29 protein-coding genes and 1 pseudogene are annotated in these 20,021 nt (G+C 25.2%); 23 read left to right on the top strand and 7 right to left on the bottom strand.

The genetic code is table 4. The features are described from left to right. The first annotated feature begins 184 nt into the window (after positions 1–184). The 15 genes and pseudogenes from AC6I4F_RS09680 to AC6I4F_RS09610 all read left to right on the top strand — a co-directional run bounded on the left by AC6I4F_RS09680 (position 185) and on the right by AC6I4F_RS09610 (position 9,363). Positions 185–1,006: an IS1595 family transposase gene (locus tag AC6I4F_RS09680; protein ID WP_497873793.1), complete on the top strand. Its 822-nt coding sequence runs from the start codon at positions 185–187 to the stop codon at positions 1,004–1,006. A 192-nt stretch (positions 1,007–1,198) separates the two neighbouring features. After that, entirely contained in the window at positions 1,199–1,333 is a 135-nt protein-coding gene (gene rpmH, locus AC6I4F_RS09675; protein ID WP_174481423.1) for a 50S ribosomal protein L34, read from the top strand. Positions 1,334–1,362: 29 nt separating this feature from the next. Then, positions 1,363–1,692, top strand: coding sequence for a ribonuclease P protein component (gene rnpA / locus AC6I4F_RS09670; RefSeq protein ID WP_497873792.1), 330 nt, complete (start codon positions 1,363–1,365; stop codon positions 1,690–1,692). Positions 1,693–1,803: 111 nt separating this feature from the next. Then, positions 1,804–2,436, top strand: coding sequence for a YidC/Oxa1 family membrane protein insertase (locus AC6I4F_RS09665; RefSeq protein ID WP_497873791.1), 633 nt, complete (start codon positions 1,804–1,806; stop codon positions 2,434–2,436). 624 nt (positions 2,437–3,060) lie between these two features. Further along, positions 3,061–3,246: a hypothetical protein gene (locus tag AC6I4F_RS09660; RefSeq protein WP_497873790.1), complete on the top strand. Its 186-nt coding sequence runs from the start codon at positions 3,061–3,063 to the stop codon at positions 3,244–3,246. Further along, a complete protein-coding gene (locus tag AC6I4F_RS09655; protein WP_497873789.1) occupies positions 3,186–4,007 on the top strand; it encodes an IS1595 family transposase in 822 nt (273 codons plus the stop codon). Before AC6I4F_RS09660 ends, AC6I4F_RS09655 begins: the two co-directional genes overlap by 61 nt. A 56-nt stretch (positions 4,008–4,063) precedes the next feature. Continuing rightward, entirely contained in the window at positions 4,064–4,342 is a 279-nt protein-coding gene (locus AC6I4F_RS09650; protein ID WP_497874700.1) for a R3H domain-containing nucleic acid-binding protein, read from the top strand. A gap of 50 nt (positions 4,343–4,392) precedes the next feature. Next, positions 4,393–5,748 carry a tRNA uridine-5-carboxymethylaminomethyl(34) synthesis GTPase MnmE gene (gene mnmE, locus AC6I4F_RS09645; RefSeq protein ID WP_497873788.1) on the top strand — a complete coding sequence of 452 codons (1,356 nt, stop codon included), beginning with the start codon at positions 4,393–4,395 and terminating at the stop codon, positions 5,746–5,748. A 17-nt stretch (positions 5,749–5,765) separates the two neighbouring features. Next, complete coding sequence (locus AC6I4F_RS09640) at positions 5,766–6,002, top strand: hypothetical protein (protein WP_497873787.1); 237 nt, start codon at positions 5,766–5,768, stop codon at positions 6,000–6,002. Positions 6,003–6,035: 33 nt separating this feature from the next. Further along, positions 6,036–6,296: a TatD family hydrolase gene (locus tag AC6I4F_RS09635; protein WP_497873786.1), complete on the top strand. Its 261-nt coding sequence runs from the start codon at positions 6,036–6,038 to the stop codon at positions 6,294–6,296. 65 nt (positions 6,297–6,361) lie between these two features. Beyond that, entirely contained in the window at positions 6,362–6,610 is a 249-nt protein-coding gene (locus AC6I4F_RS09630; protein WP_497873785.1) for a TatD family hydrolase, read from the top strand. Beyond that, positions 6,585–7,166, top strand: coding sequence for a DJ-1 family glyoxalase III (locus tag AC6I4F_RS09625; RefSeq protein ID WP_497873784.1), 582 nt, complete (start codon positions 6,585–6,587; stop codon positions 7,164–7,166). The genes AC6I4F_RS09630 and AC6I4F_RS09625 overlap by 26 nt, the downstream gene beginning before the upstream one ends. Positions 7,167–7,299: 133 nt before the next feature. After that, on the top strand, positions 7,300–7,746 hold the full coding sequence (locus tag AC6I4F_RS09620; protein ID WP_497873783.1) for a lipoprotein: 447 nt from the start codon (positions 7,300–7,302) through the stop codon (positions 7,744–7,746). Between the two features lie 148 nt (positions 7,747–7,894). Continuing rightward, positions 7,895–8,050, top strand: coding sequence for a hypothetical protein (locus tag AC6I4F_RS09615; protein WP_497873782.1), 156 nt, complete (start codon positions 7,895–7,897; stop codon positions 8,048–8,050). A 244-nt stretch (positions 8,051–8,294) separates the two neighbouring features. Continuing rightward, a pseudogene (locus AC6I4F_RS09610) lies at positions 8,295–9,363 on the top strand (IS3 family transposase). On the opposite strand, the gene AC6I4F_RS09605 reads toward AC6I4F_RS09610, so the two are convergent. The 3 genes from AC6I4F_RS09605 to AC6I4F_RS09595 form a co-directional block, all read right to left on the bottom strand. Continuing rightward, positions 9,313–9,984, bottom strand: coding sequence for an IS1595 family transposase (locus AC6I4F_RS09605; RefSeq protein WP_497873781.1), 672 nt, complete (start codon positions 9,982–9,984; stop codon positions 9,313–9,315). The pseudogene AC6I4F_RS09610 and the gene AC6I4F_RS09605 overlap by 51 nt on opposite strands. Before the next feature lie 154 nt (positions 9,985–10,138). Next, complete coding sequence (locus tag AC6I4F_RS09600; RefSeq protein ID WP_497873780.1) at positions 10,139–11,377, bottom strand: rod shape-determining protein; 1,239 nt, start codon at positions 11,375–11,377, stop codon at positions 10,139–10,141. A gap of 30 nt (positions 11,378–11,407) precedes the next feature. Next, positions 11,408–12,547 carry a rod shape-determining protein gene (locus AC6I4F_RS09595; RefSeq protein ID WP_497873779.1) on the bottom strand — a complete coding sequence of 380 codons (1,140 nt, stop codon included), beginning with the start codon at positions 12,545–12,547 and terminating at the stop codon, positions 11,408–11,410. A 179-nt stretch (positions 12,548–12,726) separates the two neighbouring features. On the opposite strand from AC6I4F_RS09595, the gene rsmA reads away from it, so the two are divergent. The 8 genes from rsmA (at position 12,727) to AC6I4F_RS09555 (ending at position 17,887) form a co-directional block, all read left to right on the top strand. Continuing rightward, positions 12,727–13,569 (top strand): 16S rRNA (adenine(1518)-N(6)/adenine(1519)-N(6))-dimethyltransferase RsmA, encoded by an 843-nt coding sequence (gene rsmA / locus AC6I4F_RS09590; RefSeq protein ID WP_497873778.1) that lies wholly within the window; start codon positions 12,727–12,729, stop codon positions 13,567–13,569. A gap of 263 nt (positions 13,570–13,832) precedes the next feature. Further along, positions 13,833–14,840 (top strand): ribose-phosphate diphosphokinase, encoded by a 1,008-nt coding sequence (locus AC6I4F_RS09585; protein WP_497873777.1) that lies wholly within the window; start codon positions 13,833–13,835, stop codon positions 14,838–14,840. A gap of 21 nt (positions 14,841–14,861) precedes the next feature. Further along, positions 14,862–15,425, top strand: coding sequence for an aminoacyl-tRNA hydrolase (gene pth, locus AC6I4F_RS09580; RefSeq protein ID WP_497873776.1), 564 nt, complete (start codon positions 14,862–14,864; stop codon positions 15,423–15,425). A gap of 721 nt (positions 15,426–16,146) precedes the next feature. Further along, positions 16,147–16,419 (top strand): hypothetical protein, encoded by a 273-nt coding sequence (locus AC6I4F_RS09575; RefSeq protein WP_497873775.1) that lies wholly within the window; start codon positions 16,147–16,149, stop codon positions 16,417–16,419. Positions 16,420–16,421: 2 nt separating this feature from the next. Next, positions 16,422–16,832: a hypothetical protein gene (locus AC6I4F_RS09570; RefSeq protein ID WP_497873774.1), complete on the top strand. Its 411-nt coding sequence runs from the start codon at positions 16,422–16,424 to the stop codon at positions 16,830–16,832. Between the two features lie 12 nt (positions 16,833–16,844). Further along, positions 16,845–17,105, top strand: a complete 261-nt coding sequence (locus AC6I4F_RS09565) for a hypothetical protein (protein WP_497873773.1) — start codon at positions 16,845–16,847, stop codon at positions 17,103–17,105. Positions 17,106–17,301: 196 nt separating this feature from the next. Next, the gene (locus AC6I4F_RS09560; protein ID WP_497873772.1) at positions 17,302–17,793 is read left to right on the top strand and encodes a hypothetical protein; all 492 of its coding nucleotides are present in this window, start codon (positions 17,302–17,304) and stop codon (positions 17,791–17,793) included. Further along, positions 17,765–17,887, top strand: coding sequence for a hypothetical protein (locus AC6I4F_RS09555; protein WP_497873771.1), 123 nt, complete (start codon positions 17,765–17,767; stop codon positions 17,885–17,887). The genes AC6I4F_RS09560 and AC6I4F_RS09555 overlap by 29 nt, the downstream gene beginning before the upstream one ends. Positions 17,888–17,928: 41 nt before the next feature. Here AC6I4F_RS09555 and AC6I4F_RS09550 read toward each other — a convergent pair whose 3' ends face one another. From AC6I4F_RS09550 to AC6I4F_RS09535, 4 genes are all read right to left on the bottom strand, one after another. Then, positions 17,929–19,167 (bottom strand): IS256 family transposase, encoded by a 1,239-nt coding sequence (locus AC6I4F_RS09550; RefSeq protein WP_497873770.1) that lies wholly within the window; start codon positions 19,165–19,167, stop codon positions 17,929–17,931. Positions 19,168–19,256: 89 nt separating this feature from the next. Beyond that, complete coding sequence (locus AC6I4F_RS09545) at positions 19,257–19,403, bottom strand: hypothetical protein (RefSeq protein ID WP_497873769.1); 147 nt, start codon at positions 19,401–19,403, stop codon at positions 19,257–19,259. An 18-nt stretch (positions 19,404–19,421) separates the two neighbouring features. After that, complete coding sequence (locus AC6I4F_RS09540) at positions 19,422–19,553, bottom strand: hypothetical protein (RefSeq protein WP_497873768.1); 132 nt, start codon at positions 19,551–19,553, stop codon at positions 19,422–19,424. An 80-nt stretch (positions 19,554–19,633) separates the two neighbouring features. After that, complete coding sequence (locus tag AC6I4F_RS09535) at positions 19,634–19,879, bottom strand: hypothetical protein (RefSeq protein WP_497873767.1); 246 nt, start codon at positions 19,877–19,879, stop codon at positions 19,634–19,636. Positions 19,880–20,021: the final 142 nt, after the last annotated feature.

The raw sequence follows: 20,021 nt of genomic DNA, 5'->3' as shown, positions 1-20,021 counted from the left end.
ATATAATTATTGTGGATAAATTGTGGATTAATGTTGATAACTTTTTTATAATTATAATCTGTATTATACTTTTAAAAAAATAAAAAAAATAATATTTATTATTTAATATTATAAATGATTTATTTTTTTGTTAAACTAATATTGTTTGTAAATTATCCCCACATGTACTAGTGTAGAGGAAAAAATGAATTGAAATGAATTCAATAGCATATTTCAAAATGAAAATGATTGTTTGAAATATATAGCGAAGTTTAAAGTAATGAAATGTATCAGGTGTGCTTCTTCTAGTTTGAATGTTTCTGATTTGAGAAGAATAAGATGTTTGAAATGTCATCAAACATTTAGTATTCTTCATGACACCATTTTTCACAAGTCACAAACACCTTTGACATCTTGGTTTTATCTCATCTTTAGATGAATAAACACAAAGCATAGTATACCATCAACAGATGTTGCAAGGGAATTGGGTGTGACATATAAAACAGCTTGAAGAATGAATCATGAAATAAGAACTATAATTTGGAATAAAGATGCAGGGTTCATTGATGATGGCACAGCACAGATGGATGAAATGTATCTTTCACATGTAGGTTTTAAAAAACAAGGAAGATCCTTGCTGAATAAAACCTTGATTGTTGGAGTTTATGAGAAAACCAGCAACAAACTAATTGTGAAAGTATTGAAAAAAGCAGATGAGAAAAACCTTTTATGATTTGCATTGAAACACATTTCTACTGGGTGTTTTCTATTTACGGATTCTTGGAAGGGATATGGAAGTTTAAAAAACTTCTATCACAAACATGAAATCGTAAATCATGAAGTTGGGTATGTGTCATCAACAGGTGTAAACACAAAGCAGATTGAATCTGCATGAAAACACATCCGACGAACTTTTCGAACACACATAAAACTTTCAAAACACAATATTCATTTATATGCAAAAGAAGCTGCATATAAATTCAATAAGATACCTAGTTTTGAAACTATAATTTTGTGTTTGATTTAGATACATGTGGGGATAATTTCCTAGATAGGCTTTTATCTCCATTTATGTGATAAAATTTAAAAATAGTACATAAAGGGATAAAAGCCTATTGTTTTTATTAAAAATAAACAGAATAATTTGTTAATATATAAATATTATGTTAGAATACTCTTAATGATTTTTTATTAGAATTTTTAAAAAAAGGAAAAAAAAATGAAACCTACATATCAACCAAGTAAGAGAAAACATCAAAAAACTCATGGTTTTTTTGCAAGAATGAAATCTGCAACAGGGATTAATGTTATTAAAAGAAGACGTCAAAGAGGACGTAAAAAATTAACAGCATAGTTTAAAAAATAAAATAAGGTGAACAAAATATGGAAAAAAAATACCGCCTTTTGAAAAATCATCATTTTAAATATTTAATTAATGAAGGAAAAAGTATTTCAAATAGTCAATTTTTTATCTATTATATGAATAGAGTAGATTTTGAGACTATACGAGTAGGCGTATCAGTAGGAAAAAAACTAGTTCGTTTTGCTTTTGCACGTAATAAGATTAAACGTCAAGTACGAGGAATGTTAGTAGATATTAAAAAAGATTGACCAGTAGATATAGTAATTATGATTAGAAAAAATTATTTATCTAATACATATGAAGAAAATCTTAGTTCTTTATTACATCTTTTAATGAAAATCCCATTATAGGAGAGTAAATTTAATGCAATATAAAAAGTTTTTATTTCCTGAACAACAGAAAAAAACGTTTGATTAAAAATAACATGAAAATGAACTAAAATTATTTTAGGTACCTTTTTATTGATTTCAACACTTTGAGGTTGTGGTCAGACTATGGGTGATCCTAATGTTGCAACTAGTGATGTTATTTCAGTTTATGATTTTCAAAGATATAATGTAGCCGCTGTTTTTTTTGAATTACTTATTTGTAACAGTGATGTAGCAAAAAATCACATTTTTCATTTTAATGGTAATAATATTTATGAATATGGATTTACAGGGATTAGAACATGAAGTGAAGCTTGAACGCAAACTAAATCACCGTTCTTTGGAATGTTTGTTTATCCAATCGCTTGAATCTTAGTTAGTATTTCTGCCGGATTAAGTGGTAGAGTTGATGTAAATTCAAAATACTGATCAGTAAGTGTTATTTTTGCTATTATTTTTACAACGTTAATTATTAAACTTATTACATTAGTATTTACTTTTAAAGCCCAACAAAATCAGGAAAAAATGCAATCAGCGCAAATGAAAACTTCCAAAATTCAAGCCAAATATAAACATTCACGTGATCCAAGTGCAAAACAAAAACAACAAATGGAATTAATGGCTATTTATAAAAAAGAAGGAATAAATCCTTATGGCTGCTTTTATTCCAATGTTTTTATCATTTCCTTTCTTAACAGCTATGTTTACTGTTATGAAATCAACTAATTTATTAAAAAAACTGTTGTTGGTGCTATTAGTTTAGTTGAACAACCATGAACTATGGTTACTCATGGCCAATTTATGTATTTAATAATTATTGTTATATATATAACAACACAATTAGTTTCTATGTTATTACCGATGTTTTTAAATCGTTCACGAAGATTAAAACTAAAGAAGCAAAAGTTGCATTAAAAAAACAAGTTATTATTCAAAGCGTTATGATTTTTATGTTTTTATTTTATGTATGTGTTGCTCCTTCAGGATTAGGCATTTATTGAATTATTTCTGGAATATTACAAATATTTTAAACTCTTGGTTTTCATTACTATAATAAACATAAACGTAGTCGTTATAAAAAAATGGTACAATTAGTACACAATTTTCAAGTAAGATTAAAAAGATATTTACAAAATCTGAAATAGTTGTTCAACCTAAAAAATAAGTAATTTATTATAATGTGGAGAAAAAAAGATGGAAATTAAATCATTTAAAAAAATATTGATTTAGAAAAAACTATCAAAAATTTGCCCCCCCAAAACATTTTATATAAAATTAGGTATAGAAAAACGTTTATTTAAAACTATTACTAAAATTTTTATTTTTAATGAAAATGATGTTAAAAATTATTTGAATGATAAATGACATGATTTATTGGAACTTTTTAATATAAAAAATTATCAAGAAGAAATAATATTAAATGGTAATAAATTTTATAGGAAATTATCCCCACATGTACTAGTTTGGAGGAAAAAATGAATTGAAATGAATTCAATAGCATATTTCAAAATGAAAACGATTGTTTGAAATATATAGCGAAGTTTAAAGTAATGAAATGTATCAGGTGTGCTTCTTCTAGTTTGAATGTTTCTGATTTGAGAATAATGAGATGTTTGAAATATCATCAAACATTTAGTATTCTTCATGACACCATTTTTCACAAGTCACAAACACCTTTGACATCTTGGTTTTATCTCATCTTTAGATGAATAAACACAAAGCATGGTATACCGTCAACAGATGTTGCAAGGGAATTGGGTGTGACATATAAAACAGCTTGAAGAATGGGTCATGAAATCAGAACTAGAATTTGGAATCAAGATGCAGGGTTCATTGATGATGGCACAGCACAGATGGATGAAATGTATCTTTCACATGTAGGTTTTAAAAAACAAGGAAGATCCTTGTTTTTTAAAACCTTGATTGTTGGATTTTATGAGAAAACCAGCAACAAACTAATTCTGAAAGTATTGAAAAAAGCAGATGAGAAAAAACTTTTATGATTTGCATTGAAACACATTTCTACTGGGTGTTTTCTATTTACGGATTCTTGGAGGGTATATGGAAGTTTCAAAAACTTCTATCACAAACATGAAATCGTAAATCATGAAGTTGGGTATTTGTCATCAACAGGTGTAAACACAAACCAGATTGAATCTGCATGAAAACACATCCGAAGAACTTTCCGAACACACATAAAAGTTTCAAAACACAATATTCATTTATATGCAACTTCTTTTGCATATAAATTCAATAAGATACCTAGTTTTGAAACTATAATTTTGTGTTTGATTTAGATACATGTGGGGATAATTTCCTAGATAGGCTTTTATCCCCATTTATGTGATAAAATTTAAAAATAGTACATAAAGGGATAAAAGCCTTTAAAAGAAACTATCAAATAGTAATAAATGTTAATAATTATTTAAATATTCAAAAACAAAATTTTAAAATTAGAATATATGAAATTATAAAAAAAATAAGAATAAGTAAAGAAATGTTTCATTTTGAATCAATGCCTAATAACCAAAGAAAAATTATACATGAAATAGTTAAAAATATTGAAGGAATATCAAGTTTTTCTGAAGGTATAGGTTATAACCGACATGTAGTAATTAGATTGGAAAATTAGAGTAATCTAAGATTTAAAATCTTAGATTGTTTAAATTAAAAGAGGAAAAAATGTTAAATGATACTATTACTGCAATTGCAACTGCACCTTTAAATCAAGCAATCAGTATTATTAGAATTTCAGGAAAAGATACTTATGAGTTATTAAATAATGTTTTTGATAAAAATATTTTAAATCAGAAAGGTCACACTTTAATAACAGGATATATTATTGATCATAATAAGAATAAAATTGATCAAGTTGTTTTGGCATGTTATCGCGCTCCCAAATCTTTTACAGGTGAAGATACAATTGAAATTAATTGTCATGGTGGAGTGCTAATAACACAAAAAATTTTGCAATTATTACTATCTACAGGTATGATAATGGCAACAAGAGGAGAATTTACGAGAAGAGCTTATTTAAATGATAAAATTGATTTAATTGAAGCAGAAGCTATTAATGATTTAATTATGGCTGAAAATAATACTATTTTAAAAACCGCTATTAATAGTTTAAGTGGTAAAATAAGAGTACTAATTGATGAATTATCTTCAGAATTACTAAATTTAATTGCTAATATAACAGTTAATATTGATTATCCTGAATACGATGGAGTTGAGGAAAAAACAATTAATAATGTTATTCCTTTAGTTGAAAAATTTTTAAATAAAATAAAAGTTATTAAAGAACATAGTAAAATTACTAAAACTATAAAAGAGGGAATTAATACAGTTATTATTGGAAAACCTAATGTTGGAAAATCTTCCCTATTAAATGTGCTTTTAAATGAAGATAAAGCTATTGTTTCTAATGAAGAAGGAACAACAAGAGATCTGGTAGAAGGCAAAATTAATTTGGGTGATATTAGTTTAAAATTAATTGATACAGCAGGTATACGTCATACTTTAAATGATATCGAAAAAGCAGGTATTGATAAATCACATAAGGCTTTAAACGAAGCAGATTTAATAATATTAGTACTTGATGGTTCAAAAGATTTAAGTGTTGAGGATAAACAATTATTAGGAAAAATAAAACATAAAAATTACCTTATTGCTATTAATAAAACGGATTTAAGGTTAAAATTAAAATTAGACATTAAAATTATTTTTAATGTGGTAAAAGTTAGTGCAATAATGGGCGAAATTGAAAATCTAATTTTAGGAATAAAAAATAAAATTATAACTACTGAAATTAATTTTGATAAAGAATTACTTTTTGCGAATACAAGACAATTAGCATATTTGGATGAAATTGAACTTAGTATTTCAGAAGCATTAAAAGATTTAAAAAGGAATATTTCAATAGAATTAATTATTGTTCACTTACAAACTGCATGAAATAAGATTTTAGAAATGCAAGGTAAAAAATTTGAAACTGATTTATTAGATGAAATTTTTAAAATATTTTGTTTAGGAAAATAAAAGGGAAGTTAAAATATATGGCTAATAATGGAATTTTTGATACTCATTGTAATTTAATGTCAAAACATTATGATGAAACAGAAATATTAAAATTATTAACTGATGCTTATTCATCAGGTGATAGCATTGGTAGTATTTGTAATGTTGGTTTTGACTTAAATACTAGTAAGCAAACTGTTAGTCAAATTTATGAATTTGAGAGTGAAGAAAAAATTACTAATCTTTATGCAGCTGTAGGTATTCATCCAACATAAGTAAATACTTGCGATAGTAATACTATTTCAGAATTGAAAAAATTAATAGCAACCGGTAAAGTAGTTGCTATTGGTGAAATTGGATTAGATTATTATCATAAATTTACAGAACCACAATTGCAAAAAAAATGATTTATTGAACAACTAAAATTAGCTAAAGAACATAAATTACCTGTATTATTACATATTCGTAATGCTTTTGAAGATGCTTTTGAAATTATTAAAAAAGAAAATATTACTAATGGTGTTCTTCATTGTTTTACAGGAACAAAAGTAATAGCTGAAAATTTATAAAACAAGGTTTTTATATTTCTTTTGCAGGTAATGTGACATATAAAACAGCTTTGAAGTTACAATAGGTGGCAAAAAATATACCAATTAATAAAATATTAGTTGAAACAGATGCGCCATATTTAACTCCTAAAACAAAAAGAGGTAAAAATCCCAAAAATGGATTAATAATTAATCATCCAAAAAATATAATATTTACAGTTAATAAAATAGCTGAATTAAAGAAGATCCCAAAACAAAGTATTATTAATGCAACTAGGGAAAATGCTATTAATGTTTTTAAATTAAATAATGAATTGAAAAGAAATAATGAGTAATAATGAGAATTTTAAAGTAGCTATTTTTTTAGCAACAGGCTATGAAATGGGTGAATTAATAATTACTATTGATCTATTAAGAAGGGCTAATATTGTTATTGATTTAGTAAGTATTGAAAATGACTTAAAAATCAAATCAAGTCATAATGTTTTTATTTTATGTGAAAAGAAAATCAGTGATATTGATTTGTTAAGTTATAAGATGCTAATTTTACCGGGTGGTAAAATTGGAGTAGAAAACTTAAGCAAAAATGAATTATTAAAATCAATGTTAGTTATTTTTGCTAAAGATAGTAATAAGTTTATTGCTGCTATTTGTGCAGCACCCCAAATTTTAGGGCAATTAAATTTAATAGATAACAAAAAAATTACGCATTATCCAGGCACTAATATTGGTTTAAATAAAAGTATTATTTTAGATGAAAAAGTAGTAGTTGATAATAATATTATAAATGAAAAATCAATTGGTGCTGCATTTGAATTTGGTTTAAAGTTAATTGAAGTTTTAGAAAGTAAAGAAATTTCTGAACAAATTAAAAAACAATTAGTTTTTTAATTTGTATTTTTTTATATAAAGTTAAAGTTATTACTTTTAAAATAGTTAATGGCCTATAGTTTTTATACAGTTAAAATAATAATTTTAAATATAATAATATAATAAGTGTATAAAAAAGAGGGTTTTTATAAAAATGAAAAAATGATTAAATATTTTAGGAACGATTGGATTTACAACAGTAAGTACAACAGCATTAGTTGCTTGTAAAACATCAGAAAGTATTTTAAGTAAATCATTTGCTTCTAGTTATAATGTTGATGACTTTAGTAATTTAGAAGGTTTTGGTATTAAATATAACGAAGAAAATAATACATATGATTTTCTTTGATCAAAATTAACAGTAGATTTAGCAACAATTATAGTACCAATTAATAATACAGTTCCGGTTCAAAAAATTTCCAAAGATAAAAATATTGAAGTTAAAGAAAATGAATTAGTAGCAATATATTCTGCAGAAGATCAACAAGGTTTAATTATTGGTTCAGAAAATTTTATTACAATTAAAATTAAATTAAATTTATATAAAGGAGTAAAACAAGAAACAAATAAAGTTGAACTAGTAGATCAAACAGTAGAATAAGATGTTTCATTAAATTTATTTGTTAAACAAAACTTAAAATTTTTAACAACTCCAACTGTAAATTGTAAAGCAGATATTGCTGAATTTAAAACTATTTTAGTAAAAGAATTAAAAAAAACAAAATGGTTTTTCAAAATTAGATATTAATATGATTAATATTGTAAAAGTAGATGGCGATCCTTTAACTACAGAAGATTTAAAAGAACATGATAAAAATGTTAAATTAACATTAACAGATGAGGGAAGAAATCATTTTATTGGTGAAAATAATGATTTAAAAGTTAATTGAGTTCCAGAAGTTTAACAAAATAAATTATGGAATAGTTATAAAAATAAAAATATTATATTTTAATTTATGAAAGGAAAATATATAGGAAAACTTTAGTAACATTATTAGGAACAATTGGTTTAGCATTTACAAATGCAAATAATGGATGGGTTACATTTCTTGGACACTAATTACGTAGACAAGTGAACAAATTAGTTAAAAGAAAGGAGTTATAATTATGGCCAATATTAACTCATATTCAGATGAATTTAAAAAATAAATAGTAGCTTTATATCAAAGTGGTAAGTCAGTGTCTTGTCTTGCTAAAGAGTACAATGTTACAAGAGCAGCTACTTATAATTGAATTAAGAAATTTACTAATTCAGGCAGTTTTAAAACCAAAGATAACCGTTCTATTGAAGAAAATGAATTAATTAAATTAAGAAAAGAATTAAAACAATTAAGAATGGAAAATGATATTTTAAAGCAAGCAGCACTAATAATAGGCAGAAAATAGAAATTATTACTAAAAATAAAGTTAAATATAAAATTCGTACAATGTCTCGTTTTTTAAAAATCTCTAAATCAACATATTATTTTAATTTCAAGAAAAAAGAAGATAAAATTCAAAATAATATGTATGATGAAGCTGTTATTAGTGCTTTTAAAGAAAATAAAGAAGATTAAAAGTTGTTCTAAAAGAAAAGAAAATTAATTTATCAAGACGAAAAATTAAAAAAATTATGAATAAACATAATTTAATATCAAAATACACTAAATTATCATAAAAAAATTATCATAATAAAGTCAATGATAGTCAAATTACTAATCTTGTTAATAGAGACTTTAATAATAGGCTTAAAAATGAAGTTATTGTTAGTGATTGAACTTATGTTCAAGTTAATGGTAAATGAAACTATATTTTCTTATTAATCGACCTGTACAATCGCGAAATTATTGGACATAGTGTAGGTACTAAAAAAGATGCATCATTATTATATCAAGCATTTATGTGCTCAAATCGTTGTTTAAAAGATATTCAAATATTTCATAGCGATTGCGGTAATGAATTTAATAACAAAACTATTGATAAACTTTTATTAGCCTTCGATATTACCTACTCTTTAAGCAAAAAAGGTTGTCCTTATGATAACGCTGTTGCTGAAGCAACTTTCAAAACTTTCAAAACAGAGTTTATTAATGATAAAAATTTTACATCATTAATCCAATTAAAATTAGAATTATTTGCTTATATCAATTGATACAACAACATAAGAATCCACAGTACTCTAAACTACTTAACCCCCATAAAACACCAATCACAAATGTCTACCAAAAAACAGTCTTAAAAAAGGTTGCCATTCCAAGTTTTTGAAACTTCTATATCCCTTCCAAGAATCCGTAAACAGACAACACCCAGTAGAAATGTGTTTCAATGCAAATCATAAAAGGTTTTTCTCATCTGCTTTTTTCAATACTTTCACAATTAGTTTGTTACTGGTTTTCTCATAAACTCCAACAATCAAGGTTTTATTCAACAAGGATCTTCCTTGTTGAATAAAACCTACATGTGAAAGATACATTTCATCCATCTGTGCTGTGCCATCATCAATGAACCCTGCATCTTGATTCCAAATTCTAGTTCTGATTTCATGAACCATTCTTCAAGTTGTTTTATATGTCACACCCAATTCCCTTGCAACATCTGTTGATGGTATACCATGCTTTGTGTTTATTCATCTAAAGATGAAATAAAACCAAGATGTCAAAGGTGTTTGTGACTTGTGAAAAATGGTGTCATGAAGAATACTAAATGTTTGATGACATTTCAAACATCTCATTCTTCTCAAATCAGAAACATTCAAACTAGAAGAAACACACCTGATACATTTTATTACTTTCAACTTCGCTATATATTTCAAACAATCGTTTTCATTTTGAAATATGATATTTAATTCATTTCAATTCATTTTTTCCTCCAAACTAGTACATGTGGAGATAATTTCCTAATGTATTTTAAGTATGATTATTATTTTTTTTATTTTATATAGTAATTTATTATTTATATAAGTAAAAAATGCACTTCTATAAATTTTAAAAGTGCATTTTATTTAAACTTATTTTTTATCCTAAATCTTCATCTTTTGTTAGAATTTCGCGGTTAGGATTTTGTTCAACTATTAATTGTTTGTAAATTGTATCACGATATTTTACACAACCATCAATAACATTATCTAAAGGATTTTGAGCAACACGTACTTCAAAGATATCTCCCTCATATTTTTGACGAATTGGTTTTGTAGCTTTTTCAGTTTTAACTTCGATGAAATATTCCTTAGCCAATTCTTCTTTAATAAATTTATCAATTTTTTTAATGTAAGCTCCACCACCACAAATTGTGATTCCCTTACCTTTTTTCTTTAAGTCACTAACACTACCAGCAGCTTTTTCCCCAGAAGTTCTTAGTACTCTACGAATTGATGGAATAACATGTTCTCTAAATTGAACTTGCATTACATTTTCACGAATTTCTTCTGGTGTAATTTCAATAGTTTTAGAAATTGACATTGTTTCTCCTGGCTGAGAGTCTAATCTAGGTAATGAAACACCTGAAATAGTGTATGGTTTTTCATCTTGATATTTCATAAGTGAACCGATGTTCTTTTTAACATCTTCTGCTTCTTTAGTACCAATTTTTAAAGCATGCTTTTTAGCTATGTATTCTTGAATTTTTTGTGTTAAATAGTCTCCAGCACAATGTGTTGTATATGAATATAGGATTGAATCGTTGCTAAGTACGGCAATATCAGTACTTCCCCCACCAATATCAACACACATAATTGCAGTTCCAAAAATATCTTGGCCTGAACCTAAAGCTGCCATTTTAACTTCTTCTTGAACAAATCCACGAAGTGCTCCTAAACGATGAACTATATTTTCTAATGCTTCTCTTTGTACTGAATTAATTTCACTTGGTGTTGCCATTAAAACAATTAAATTACGGTTTTTATCAGTTTGTTTTGAATCTTTAATTTCAAGTCTAAAATCTTGAAAAATTTTAGAAAGGATACGTTGTAAAGCATCTGGATCAGCAATATTACCATCACGAACTGGACGTTTAATAACAACATTTTCATTTGTTTTATCAATTAAAGCTTTAGCTTCTTCACCATAAATAATAACATTTTTTTCATAGTCTTCAGCAAGATAAGTTGGAGCATCATATGTAAGTCCAATGTTAACATACCTTGCTTTAAAGTTTTCTGTTCCAATATCTAAAGCTAATCATTGGTAGTCATTAATAGACTTAATATTACTTTTTTTATTTAAGTTTTCTTTGGGTTTTTTATCAAATAATCCCATTTTTTTTCCTCCTTCTACACACCTGGAATTTTAATTACTTGGTCTAATAAATCCTTTTTCATATACATCTTGTTTATGAGTTTCATAGGCTTGAGTCCCTCTAATTACACATTCTCTTGGATTATTAGCAGATACCACATGTTCTAAATTTAGTCGTTTTTTTAGATAAGTTGTAATATTTTCAAACAAAGCACCCCCACCAGTGATAGTTAAACCGTTTTTCATAATCATTTCTGAAAAGGCAGGTCCAGCTTTATCAATAATGTCACTACATAGTCCAACAATTGGTTCAAAGGCTTCAGTAACTACTCTAGCTACTTCTTGCTTAGGAACTGTAATTTGTTCAGGTTTTTTAGTTTTAGTACTTTTTCCATGGATAGTAATTTTATTTTCACTATCTTTTTCACCATCTATTCAAATAGCAGCACTAATCTTTGTTTTTTCAGCCTCCATTGAGCTAAGAGATATATAATGCATTTTTTCAAAATGTTCTTTAATACTACGTTCAATAGCATTTCCAGCAATTGGAATTGAATCTTGAACAATAACTTCTCCACTTGATAAAATGGAACAGTCAGAAGTTCCACCACCAATATCAAGAATAAATACTCCTGAAGCATCTCAAAGTGCTTCCCCAGCACCAATAGCCGCCAATTTTACTTCAGGAACAATAACAACTTTTTCAGCTTTCATTACGCTTTCATTATTTGCATTATATCTATTGGGAAATTTATCACTATAAATTGGAATTTTAGCTATTTTTTTTCCTTGTAGAATTTCACGTAAAACAGTTCTATCTAATTTATAAACCTTAGATGGAATAGCTACAAGTGCTACTGAATTTTCTCAAATTTTTTCAGCTTTCACATCAATAATTTGTGTAAAAATTTCAGTTAATAAAGCAATCAAAGCATTATTATCACTAATAACACCATTAGCCATTGGTTCTCTGAAAATTTTATTCGCTGGAGTTTTTTCTTTCATTAATAAAGCGGCTTCACCAATGAATACTTCTCCGTTTTCTGTATCAAATACAATTGCTGATGGTTGACTATAAACAACCCTTCCATTAACTCTGACAATTAAATTTCTTGTTCCTAAATCTAGAGAAACAATATTAACGTCTTGGTTATTGTGTCCGTCATTAGCAACCTCTATTTTTGTTGCCATATAAAAATCATCTCCTTTTCCCACTCAAATTAATATTTATTTATTAAGTTGATATATGTTAATATTACCACATGTAGATTTGCTAGTAGTAAATTTAGCATATATGATTAGTTGGCTAACTATTTATTTAATTATTACTAGTATATAAATTAAATAAAAATGTGAATCGGAGAATAATAATGGAAAATCCAAAAAAAATATTGAAAAAATACGACTTACATGTAGTTAAAAAGTTTGGGCAAAACTTTTTAATTAACAATAATATAATTGATAAAATTGTTAAAAATAGTAATTTTAAAGATGAAGATGGCATTGTTGAAATTGGAGCGGGCATTGGTCATTTAACTAATAAATTACTCAGCACTGCGCAAAAAGTTGTGACAATTGAAATTGACAAAAAATTAATTCCTGTTTTAGAAAAGGAGTTAAATGAATACAAAAATTTAAAAATTATAAATGATGATTTTTTAAATTTAGATTTAAAAAAAATCATTAATGAAGAATTTTCAATAAATCAAAAAATTCATGTAATTGCAAATTTGCCTTATTATATTACTTCACAAATTGTTTTAAAATTATTAGAAAATATTGAATTATTTGATTCATTTACATTAATGATGCAAAAAGAAGTTGCACAAAGATTTTGTGCTAAACCTAAAACTAAAGTATATAATAATCTTTCTGTTATGTGTCAATTTTATTGTGATGTTAAAATTATTTTTGATGTTAGTGCTAATAATTTTACTCCGATACCTAATGTTACAAGTAGTGTTGTTTATTTTAAAGTAAATCCTAAATTTCAACTTGATGAACCACAATTATTTTGAAAATTTGTAAGAAGTTGTTTTGTTAATAAGAGAAAAACATTAGTTAACAATTTGGGTATTTATTTAAATAGCAAAGAAAAAGTCGTTAATTTAATTAACGACTTATCTTGATCATTAACAATAAGATCTGAAGAATTAACATTTTCAATGTTTTACCAGTTATTTACTATTATTAATAAATACCTTTCAGAATAATTATTAAAATTAATGATATTAGAATGTGGATAATAAGTATATAAAACACCTCAGCAATAATCCTTGTTTATTAATAAACGTATTTTTAAATATTTATTATCCGTTAACTATTATAATGATTTTATTTTTTCTTGCAAAAGATATAACTTTTTATTAATTATCTTTAATTAATAGTCTTTAAATTTAATATACTTAAATTGTAATAAACATTGTATAATGAAATTATAATTATAATTTTTTAGAAACATGTAAAGGAGGATTTAATGAATAATGTAGAAAAAATTGTAGTTTTTGGTTTAAGTGCTAATCAAAAATTTACACAAGAAGTTTGTAAAAAACTTAATATTGAACCTGGAAAAGCAGAAATTAGTCGTTTTGCTGATGGTGAATTTAATATTCAATCTATAACATCAGTACGAGGGAAAGTGGTATATATTATCCAATCAACTTCGCCGCCAACTAATGATAATTTAATGGAATTATTAATTTTTGTTGATGCTTTAGTTCGTGCATCTGCTGCTAAAATTCATGTAGTAATTCCTTATTTTGGTTATGCTCGTCAAGATCGAAAACAAGGTGGTAGACAACCTATTACTTGTAAACTTGTTGCAAATTTATTAACTGTTGCGGGTGTTGATCGTGTTATTACTGTTGATTTACATTCACCACAAGAACAAGGATTTTTTGATGTTCCTGTTGATGATTTACGAGCAACTCAAGATTTAGCATCTTATTTAATTGAAGAAAATTTAACTAATTTAGTTGTTGTATCTCCAGATCATGGTGGTGTTACTCGTGCTCGAAGATTAGGCAATTATTTAAGTGTACCTTTGGCAATTATTGATAAAAGAAGAACAACTCCTAATCAAAGTCAAGTTAAGTTTGTATTAGGAGATGTTAAAGAAAAGAATGCTATTATTATTGATGATATGATTGATACAGGTGGTACTATTATTAATGCAGCAAAAGCTATTAAAGAACATGGTGCAAAATCAGTTTATATTTTGGCTACTCATGGTATTTTTAGTGGTCAAGCTTCAAAAAATTTGAAACAAGCTGTTATTGATGGAATTATTAAAGAAGTTGTTATTACTAATACTATTGAAATTTCTGAGGAAAAAAAGTTTAATGGTTTAAAAATTATTTCAATTTCTGATTTTATTGCAAAAATGATTGATGCTTCAATTAATAATAAATCATTAACAAAAGTTTATGATGATAAAACAAATGAATTAATAAAAAAAATTAATAATAAAAATAGTAAAAAATAATAAAGAGGAAATTTAAAGTAGATGAAATTAGTTATTGGATTAGGAAACCCAGGTAAAGAGTATGAATTGACACGTCATAATATTGGTTTTATTATTATTGATATGATTTGTGAAACATTACAATTAAAAATTAATCAAACTAAATTTAATGGTCAATATGTTAAAACTGTTGTTAACAGCACTGATGTTATTTTTTTGAAACCATTAACTTTTATGAACTTATCAGGTTTTTGTGTTTCAAATTTTATGAATTATTTTAAAATTAAAATTGAAAACGTGTTAATTATTCACGATGAAGTTGACTTAAATTTTGGTCAATTTCAATACAAACAAAAATTTAGTGCTGCTGGTCATAATGGAATTAAAAGTATTTTTAATCAAATTGGTAGTAAAGATTTTCAAAGATTAAGAATTGGTGTTGGTAAAAATCCTAATTTTAACACGGCTGATTGAGTTTTGAGTAAGTTCAGTAATGATGAGTTAAAGAATATAAAGGATCATAAACAATTTTTTGTAGAAAGCATTAGTAGTTGAATTACTGATAGTAAATTTGAAAATATTATGAATAAATATAATAAAAAATAATGGGAGCGTGTCGAAGATGTCAATAACTAAAAAGTTTTAAAAATAGCTCCTTTCTTTTTTAAACCCTTAAATTAAAAATAATTGATAAAAGACGAGAATAAAAATCTCGTCTTTTATTTGTAATTGTAAAATTTTAAAGTTTTTAATAAACCTCTTTAACGCTATTATCAACACGTGTTAGGGAACTAAAAAAGTGAACTACAACAAAGTTGTTAAAAATAGTAGCTAAAGCATGTGGACTTGCATGGATAAATAAAAAGTGGAGTGATACCTAATAAAATATACTAACCATTTAATGGTAATCCTTGGGGTGGGAGCGGATTGGAAACTAGTATATATAGACCTGCTTAGGGAAACTACTATATTAATTCTATTCTTTATTTAACCAACCTTGCCACTCCCCAGTGAGCAAGTGTTGGTTTTATTTTTTATTTTTTTTGAAAAAATTTTTGAGCCCAGAATTTTTGGAATGAATAAAACGAATAGTATTAATAATATAAAAATAAAAATATATATTCTTTATGCTACAAGCAACAGAATATATTAGAAAGAACTATTATGAAAAAGTATTTTTGTTGAACATGTAAACAACATAAATTAGATTATTTATTCTTTAATACTGATGATATAAAAACAAGACAAAACTTTTTAAGAGACAAAAATAATAAAGCAATCTGTTATGACTGTATTTTAAATATTAGGTTAAGTAGTAGGTATAAATATGAATAAACAAAAACCATTTTCTTATAAAGACCAAGAAATTATTAATGAATATAATAAAAATCGTAATCAAGAAATAATAAAAGAACATTTAAATAATATAGAAAAATTAAGAGAAGATTTTAAAAAAGAAGTAATTAATGAATATAAAGAAAAAATAATTAATAGAATACTTGATTATGAAACCTTTTATATTGGTGATACACAAGGTTTAACTCCATTCGGATTTATTATTAAATTAAGAGATGAAATTAAAAATGGAGAATTTGATTAATAATGCAATATGAAATAAATATTGGTATTGACCCAGCTGGTATTGGCAATAATGGAATTGTTATATATTCAAATGAAACTAATAATATTATTTTTCATGAAACATTCCAAGCAAAAACTATTTTAGAATGTAAAAATATTTATAAAGAAAAATTAAAATATTTTAAGAAATTTTTAAATAATAAAAAAGTATTAGTAAGTGTAGAAAATTTTTATTTAAACCCAAAACAATTATTAACCAATCCCTTAGCAACACCTAAAATTATTGGTGCATTAATGGTATTAGTACAAGATATTATGAATCGAGATTATCAAGAAAACCATCCAAAAAATAAAGATAAAATACCAAATTATCAAGGAAATATAAAATTAACAAAACATGAACAAGATGCGTATAAGCAAACCAAATTATAAGGAATTATAAAAATGAAAGATAAATCCAATTATGTGAAATTAACAGTAAAACTAAGTAACACTATTGAAGCAAAATATTATGAAAAAGGTAATAAAGAATTATATTATAGTGCTCGAGGTCAATGAAATGGATTAAACTATGTTACTTTAATTTTTAATAACCCAAAATTTTATAAACGATTTATTTTATTAAACAAAAATGATGAAATTATAGTAACTGGTCAAATCTTTAATACTTTAAACATTCCTAAAATCGTGCATTTTGTTCAATAAATGTTAAATGATTTAAAAAATGAAAAGAGTAAAAAATGATATTATGAAAAATTTTATTAATAGTACCAATATTAATAACAAGCATAACACTAATAATATTTTTAATATTTATTATTAAAGAATTAAAAAATTAATATAAAGTATTAAAAATATTAAGTGAAATTGCTAATTAAATTAAAAATAAGGAGAATAAGTAATGAATAGATGTACATGAACTGAAAAAATAACATTTGAAAAATTTATTCATGAACCACATTATGATGAAATTAAAAATGAACAAAGACAAAGACAATGTGAAAATATGACAGATGAGCAATTTGATGAATATTGTAGAGCATATTGTAAAGAACATAGAATTAAAGTTGATGAAATTAATAAATCAAGGCATAAAAATTGTATTAATAAGGAAAAATTAATTAAGGAAATTATCCCCACATGTACTAGTGTGGAGGAAAAAATGAATTGAAATGAATTCAATAGCATATTTCAAAATGAAAACGATTGTTTGAAATATATAGCGAAGTTGAAAGTAATGAAATGTATCAGGTGTGCTTCTTCTAGTTTGAATGTTTCTGATTTGATAAGAATAAGATGTTTGAAATGTCATCAAACATCTTATTATTCTTCATGACACCATTTTTCACAAGTCACAAACACCTTTGACATCTTGGTTTTATCTCATCTTTAGATGAATAAACACAAAGCATGGTATACCATACTATTTGCCATTTGTTGATGAAATCACATACCTGGATGAAATTCATCAAAATAAAAATATTTAGAGGCTTTTTAATAATCTGTGTATCTTTGTTTTACAAATTTACTAGTTTAGATTAATTCTATCTTCAAATTTTATCATAAAATGAGCAATTGCTGTATTTCAATTTTGAATGGGCATTGTTCATTTTTTTGTTATATTTTCAATTGCTAAGTAAAATATTTTGAAAACTACCATATCATTTGGAAAAACTTTTTTATTTCTAATAACTTTTCGTAATTGACTATTAACAGATTCAATAGCATTTGTTGTATAAATCACTCTTTTGATTTCTGCAGGATAACTAATAAAAACCATTAAATTATCTCAATTTTTATATCACGATTTAGCAATTTGAGGATATTGTTTATTTCATTTACTTTCAAAAGTTTCTAAAGCTTGCATTGCTTGTTCTTCACTACATGCACTATAAATTGGTTTTAAATCTGTAACTAGTGATTTTCTATGTTTGTATGAAACATATTTTAAACTATTTCTAATTTGATTAACTATGCATAATTGATGTTCGGTTTTAGGATAAACTGATTGTATTGCTTCTGACATTCCTGTTAAATTGTCACTACAAGCAATAATAATATCATTTAAGCCTCGATTTTTCATTTCTGTGAAATTAGATAATCAAAAATTAGAACCTTCATTTTCACTAATTCATAAACCTAAAAAATCTTTTTTACCTTCTAAATCAACTCCTAGTGCTATATAAACTGATTTGTTAATAATGCGTTTATCTTGTCGTACTTTAACTACTATACAATCAAAATAAACAATCGGATAAACACTTTCTAATGGCCGATTTTGTCATGCTTTAACATCATCAATAACATCATCAGTAATTTGACTAATAACACTTTCACTAATATCAGCACCATGATATAACTCTTGTAACTGCATTCTAATATCTGATAAAGTCATGCCTTTGACATATAATGAAAGAACTTGTTGATCAAAACCATCAAATCTTCTTTGTCTTTTTGAAACTATTACTGGCTCAAAATTACTATTACGATCTCGTGGTACATTAATCTCAATTTTACCTTGTTGGGTTATTAATTTTTTTGAATTTATACCATTGTGAGCATTATCACTATTATTATGTTGATTTTTTTCATATCCTAAATAATTTTGCATTTCAGAATTCAACATTTTTTCAACTAATCTTTTTGTTAATTCTTTATATAAACCTCCCTCTTTAAATACGGTTGTTAAATCCTCAGTATTTTCTAATAATAAATCTACTGCTTTTGATATTGGATCATTATTATTAATATTTTGTTTTTTAGACATACGTAACTCACTCTTTCTAGTTATTTAATTTTATTTACTAGAATTAATTAAACATAGTTATTTTTGTAAGTTACACAGATTACTAAACATTACCAATATTTATTTAAATTACTTTCATTAACTCCAGAATTAAAAACTGGTTTATAAGAATATTTTGTTTCTTTAGACATCATTTTACAAATTGTAGCACTAGTTTCAACAATTCCATCTGGAATTTTATTTTTAAAATTATTCATATCAGTTGCTAATTCTCTTTAAAGAAAAAAAGGTGTAATAATATTTTTATAAATTACTTTCATTTCTAATATCATTTTCTTTCATTGTTTTTGATATTCAATACATGTTTTACGTGCTATTTGTATTTTTTGTTGATTATTATGTAACATCTTTTTAATTTTTGGTGTTAATGTTAAGTCAGGAACATCACTAATAATAATTTTATTTGCACCATTTTTAATTAATAATTTTATTGCTTTTTTTCTTCATTTATTACATTATTAATTTTACTGTTAATAATAATAGGATCTGTTTTATTCATTAAATTACCAATATCATTAGCTCCCATTTCTATTCAAATAACATCTTTTTTTTGTAAAGAATGTTGTAATAACAACATTTGTGTTTGATGAGACAAATCAAAAGTTTTAATAATATCTAAATTATTATCACTGCTATTAGCAACTTCTCCTCCATAAGCATAATTATTACCCAAACTTTGAAATGTTTTACCATTGATTTTAAATAATCACCCAGGTTTAAAATTAATATGGCTTTTATCCCTTTATGTACTATTTTTAAATTTTATCACATAAATGGAGATAAAATCCTATCTAGGAAATTATCCCCACATGTAT

The organism is Spiroplasma ixodetis, assembly GCF_059729505.1.
This window is presented reverse-complemented; position numbering and strand designations above follow the sequence as displayed.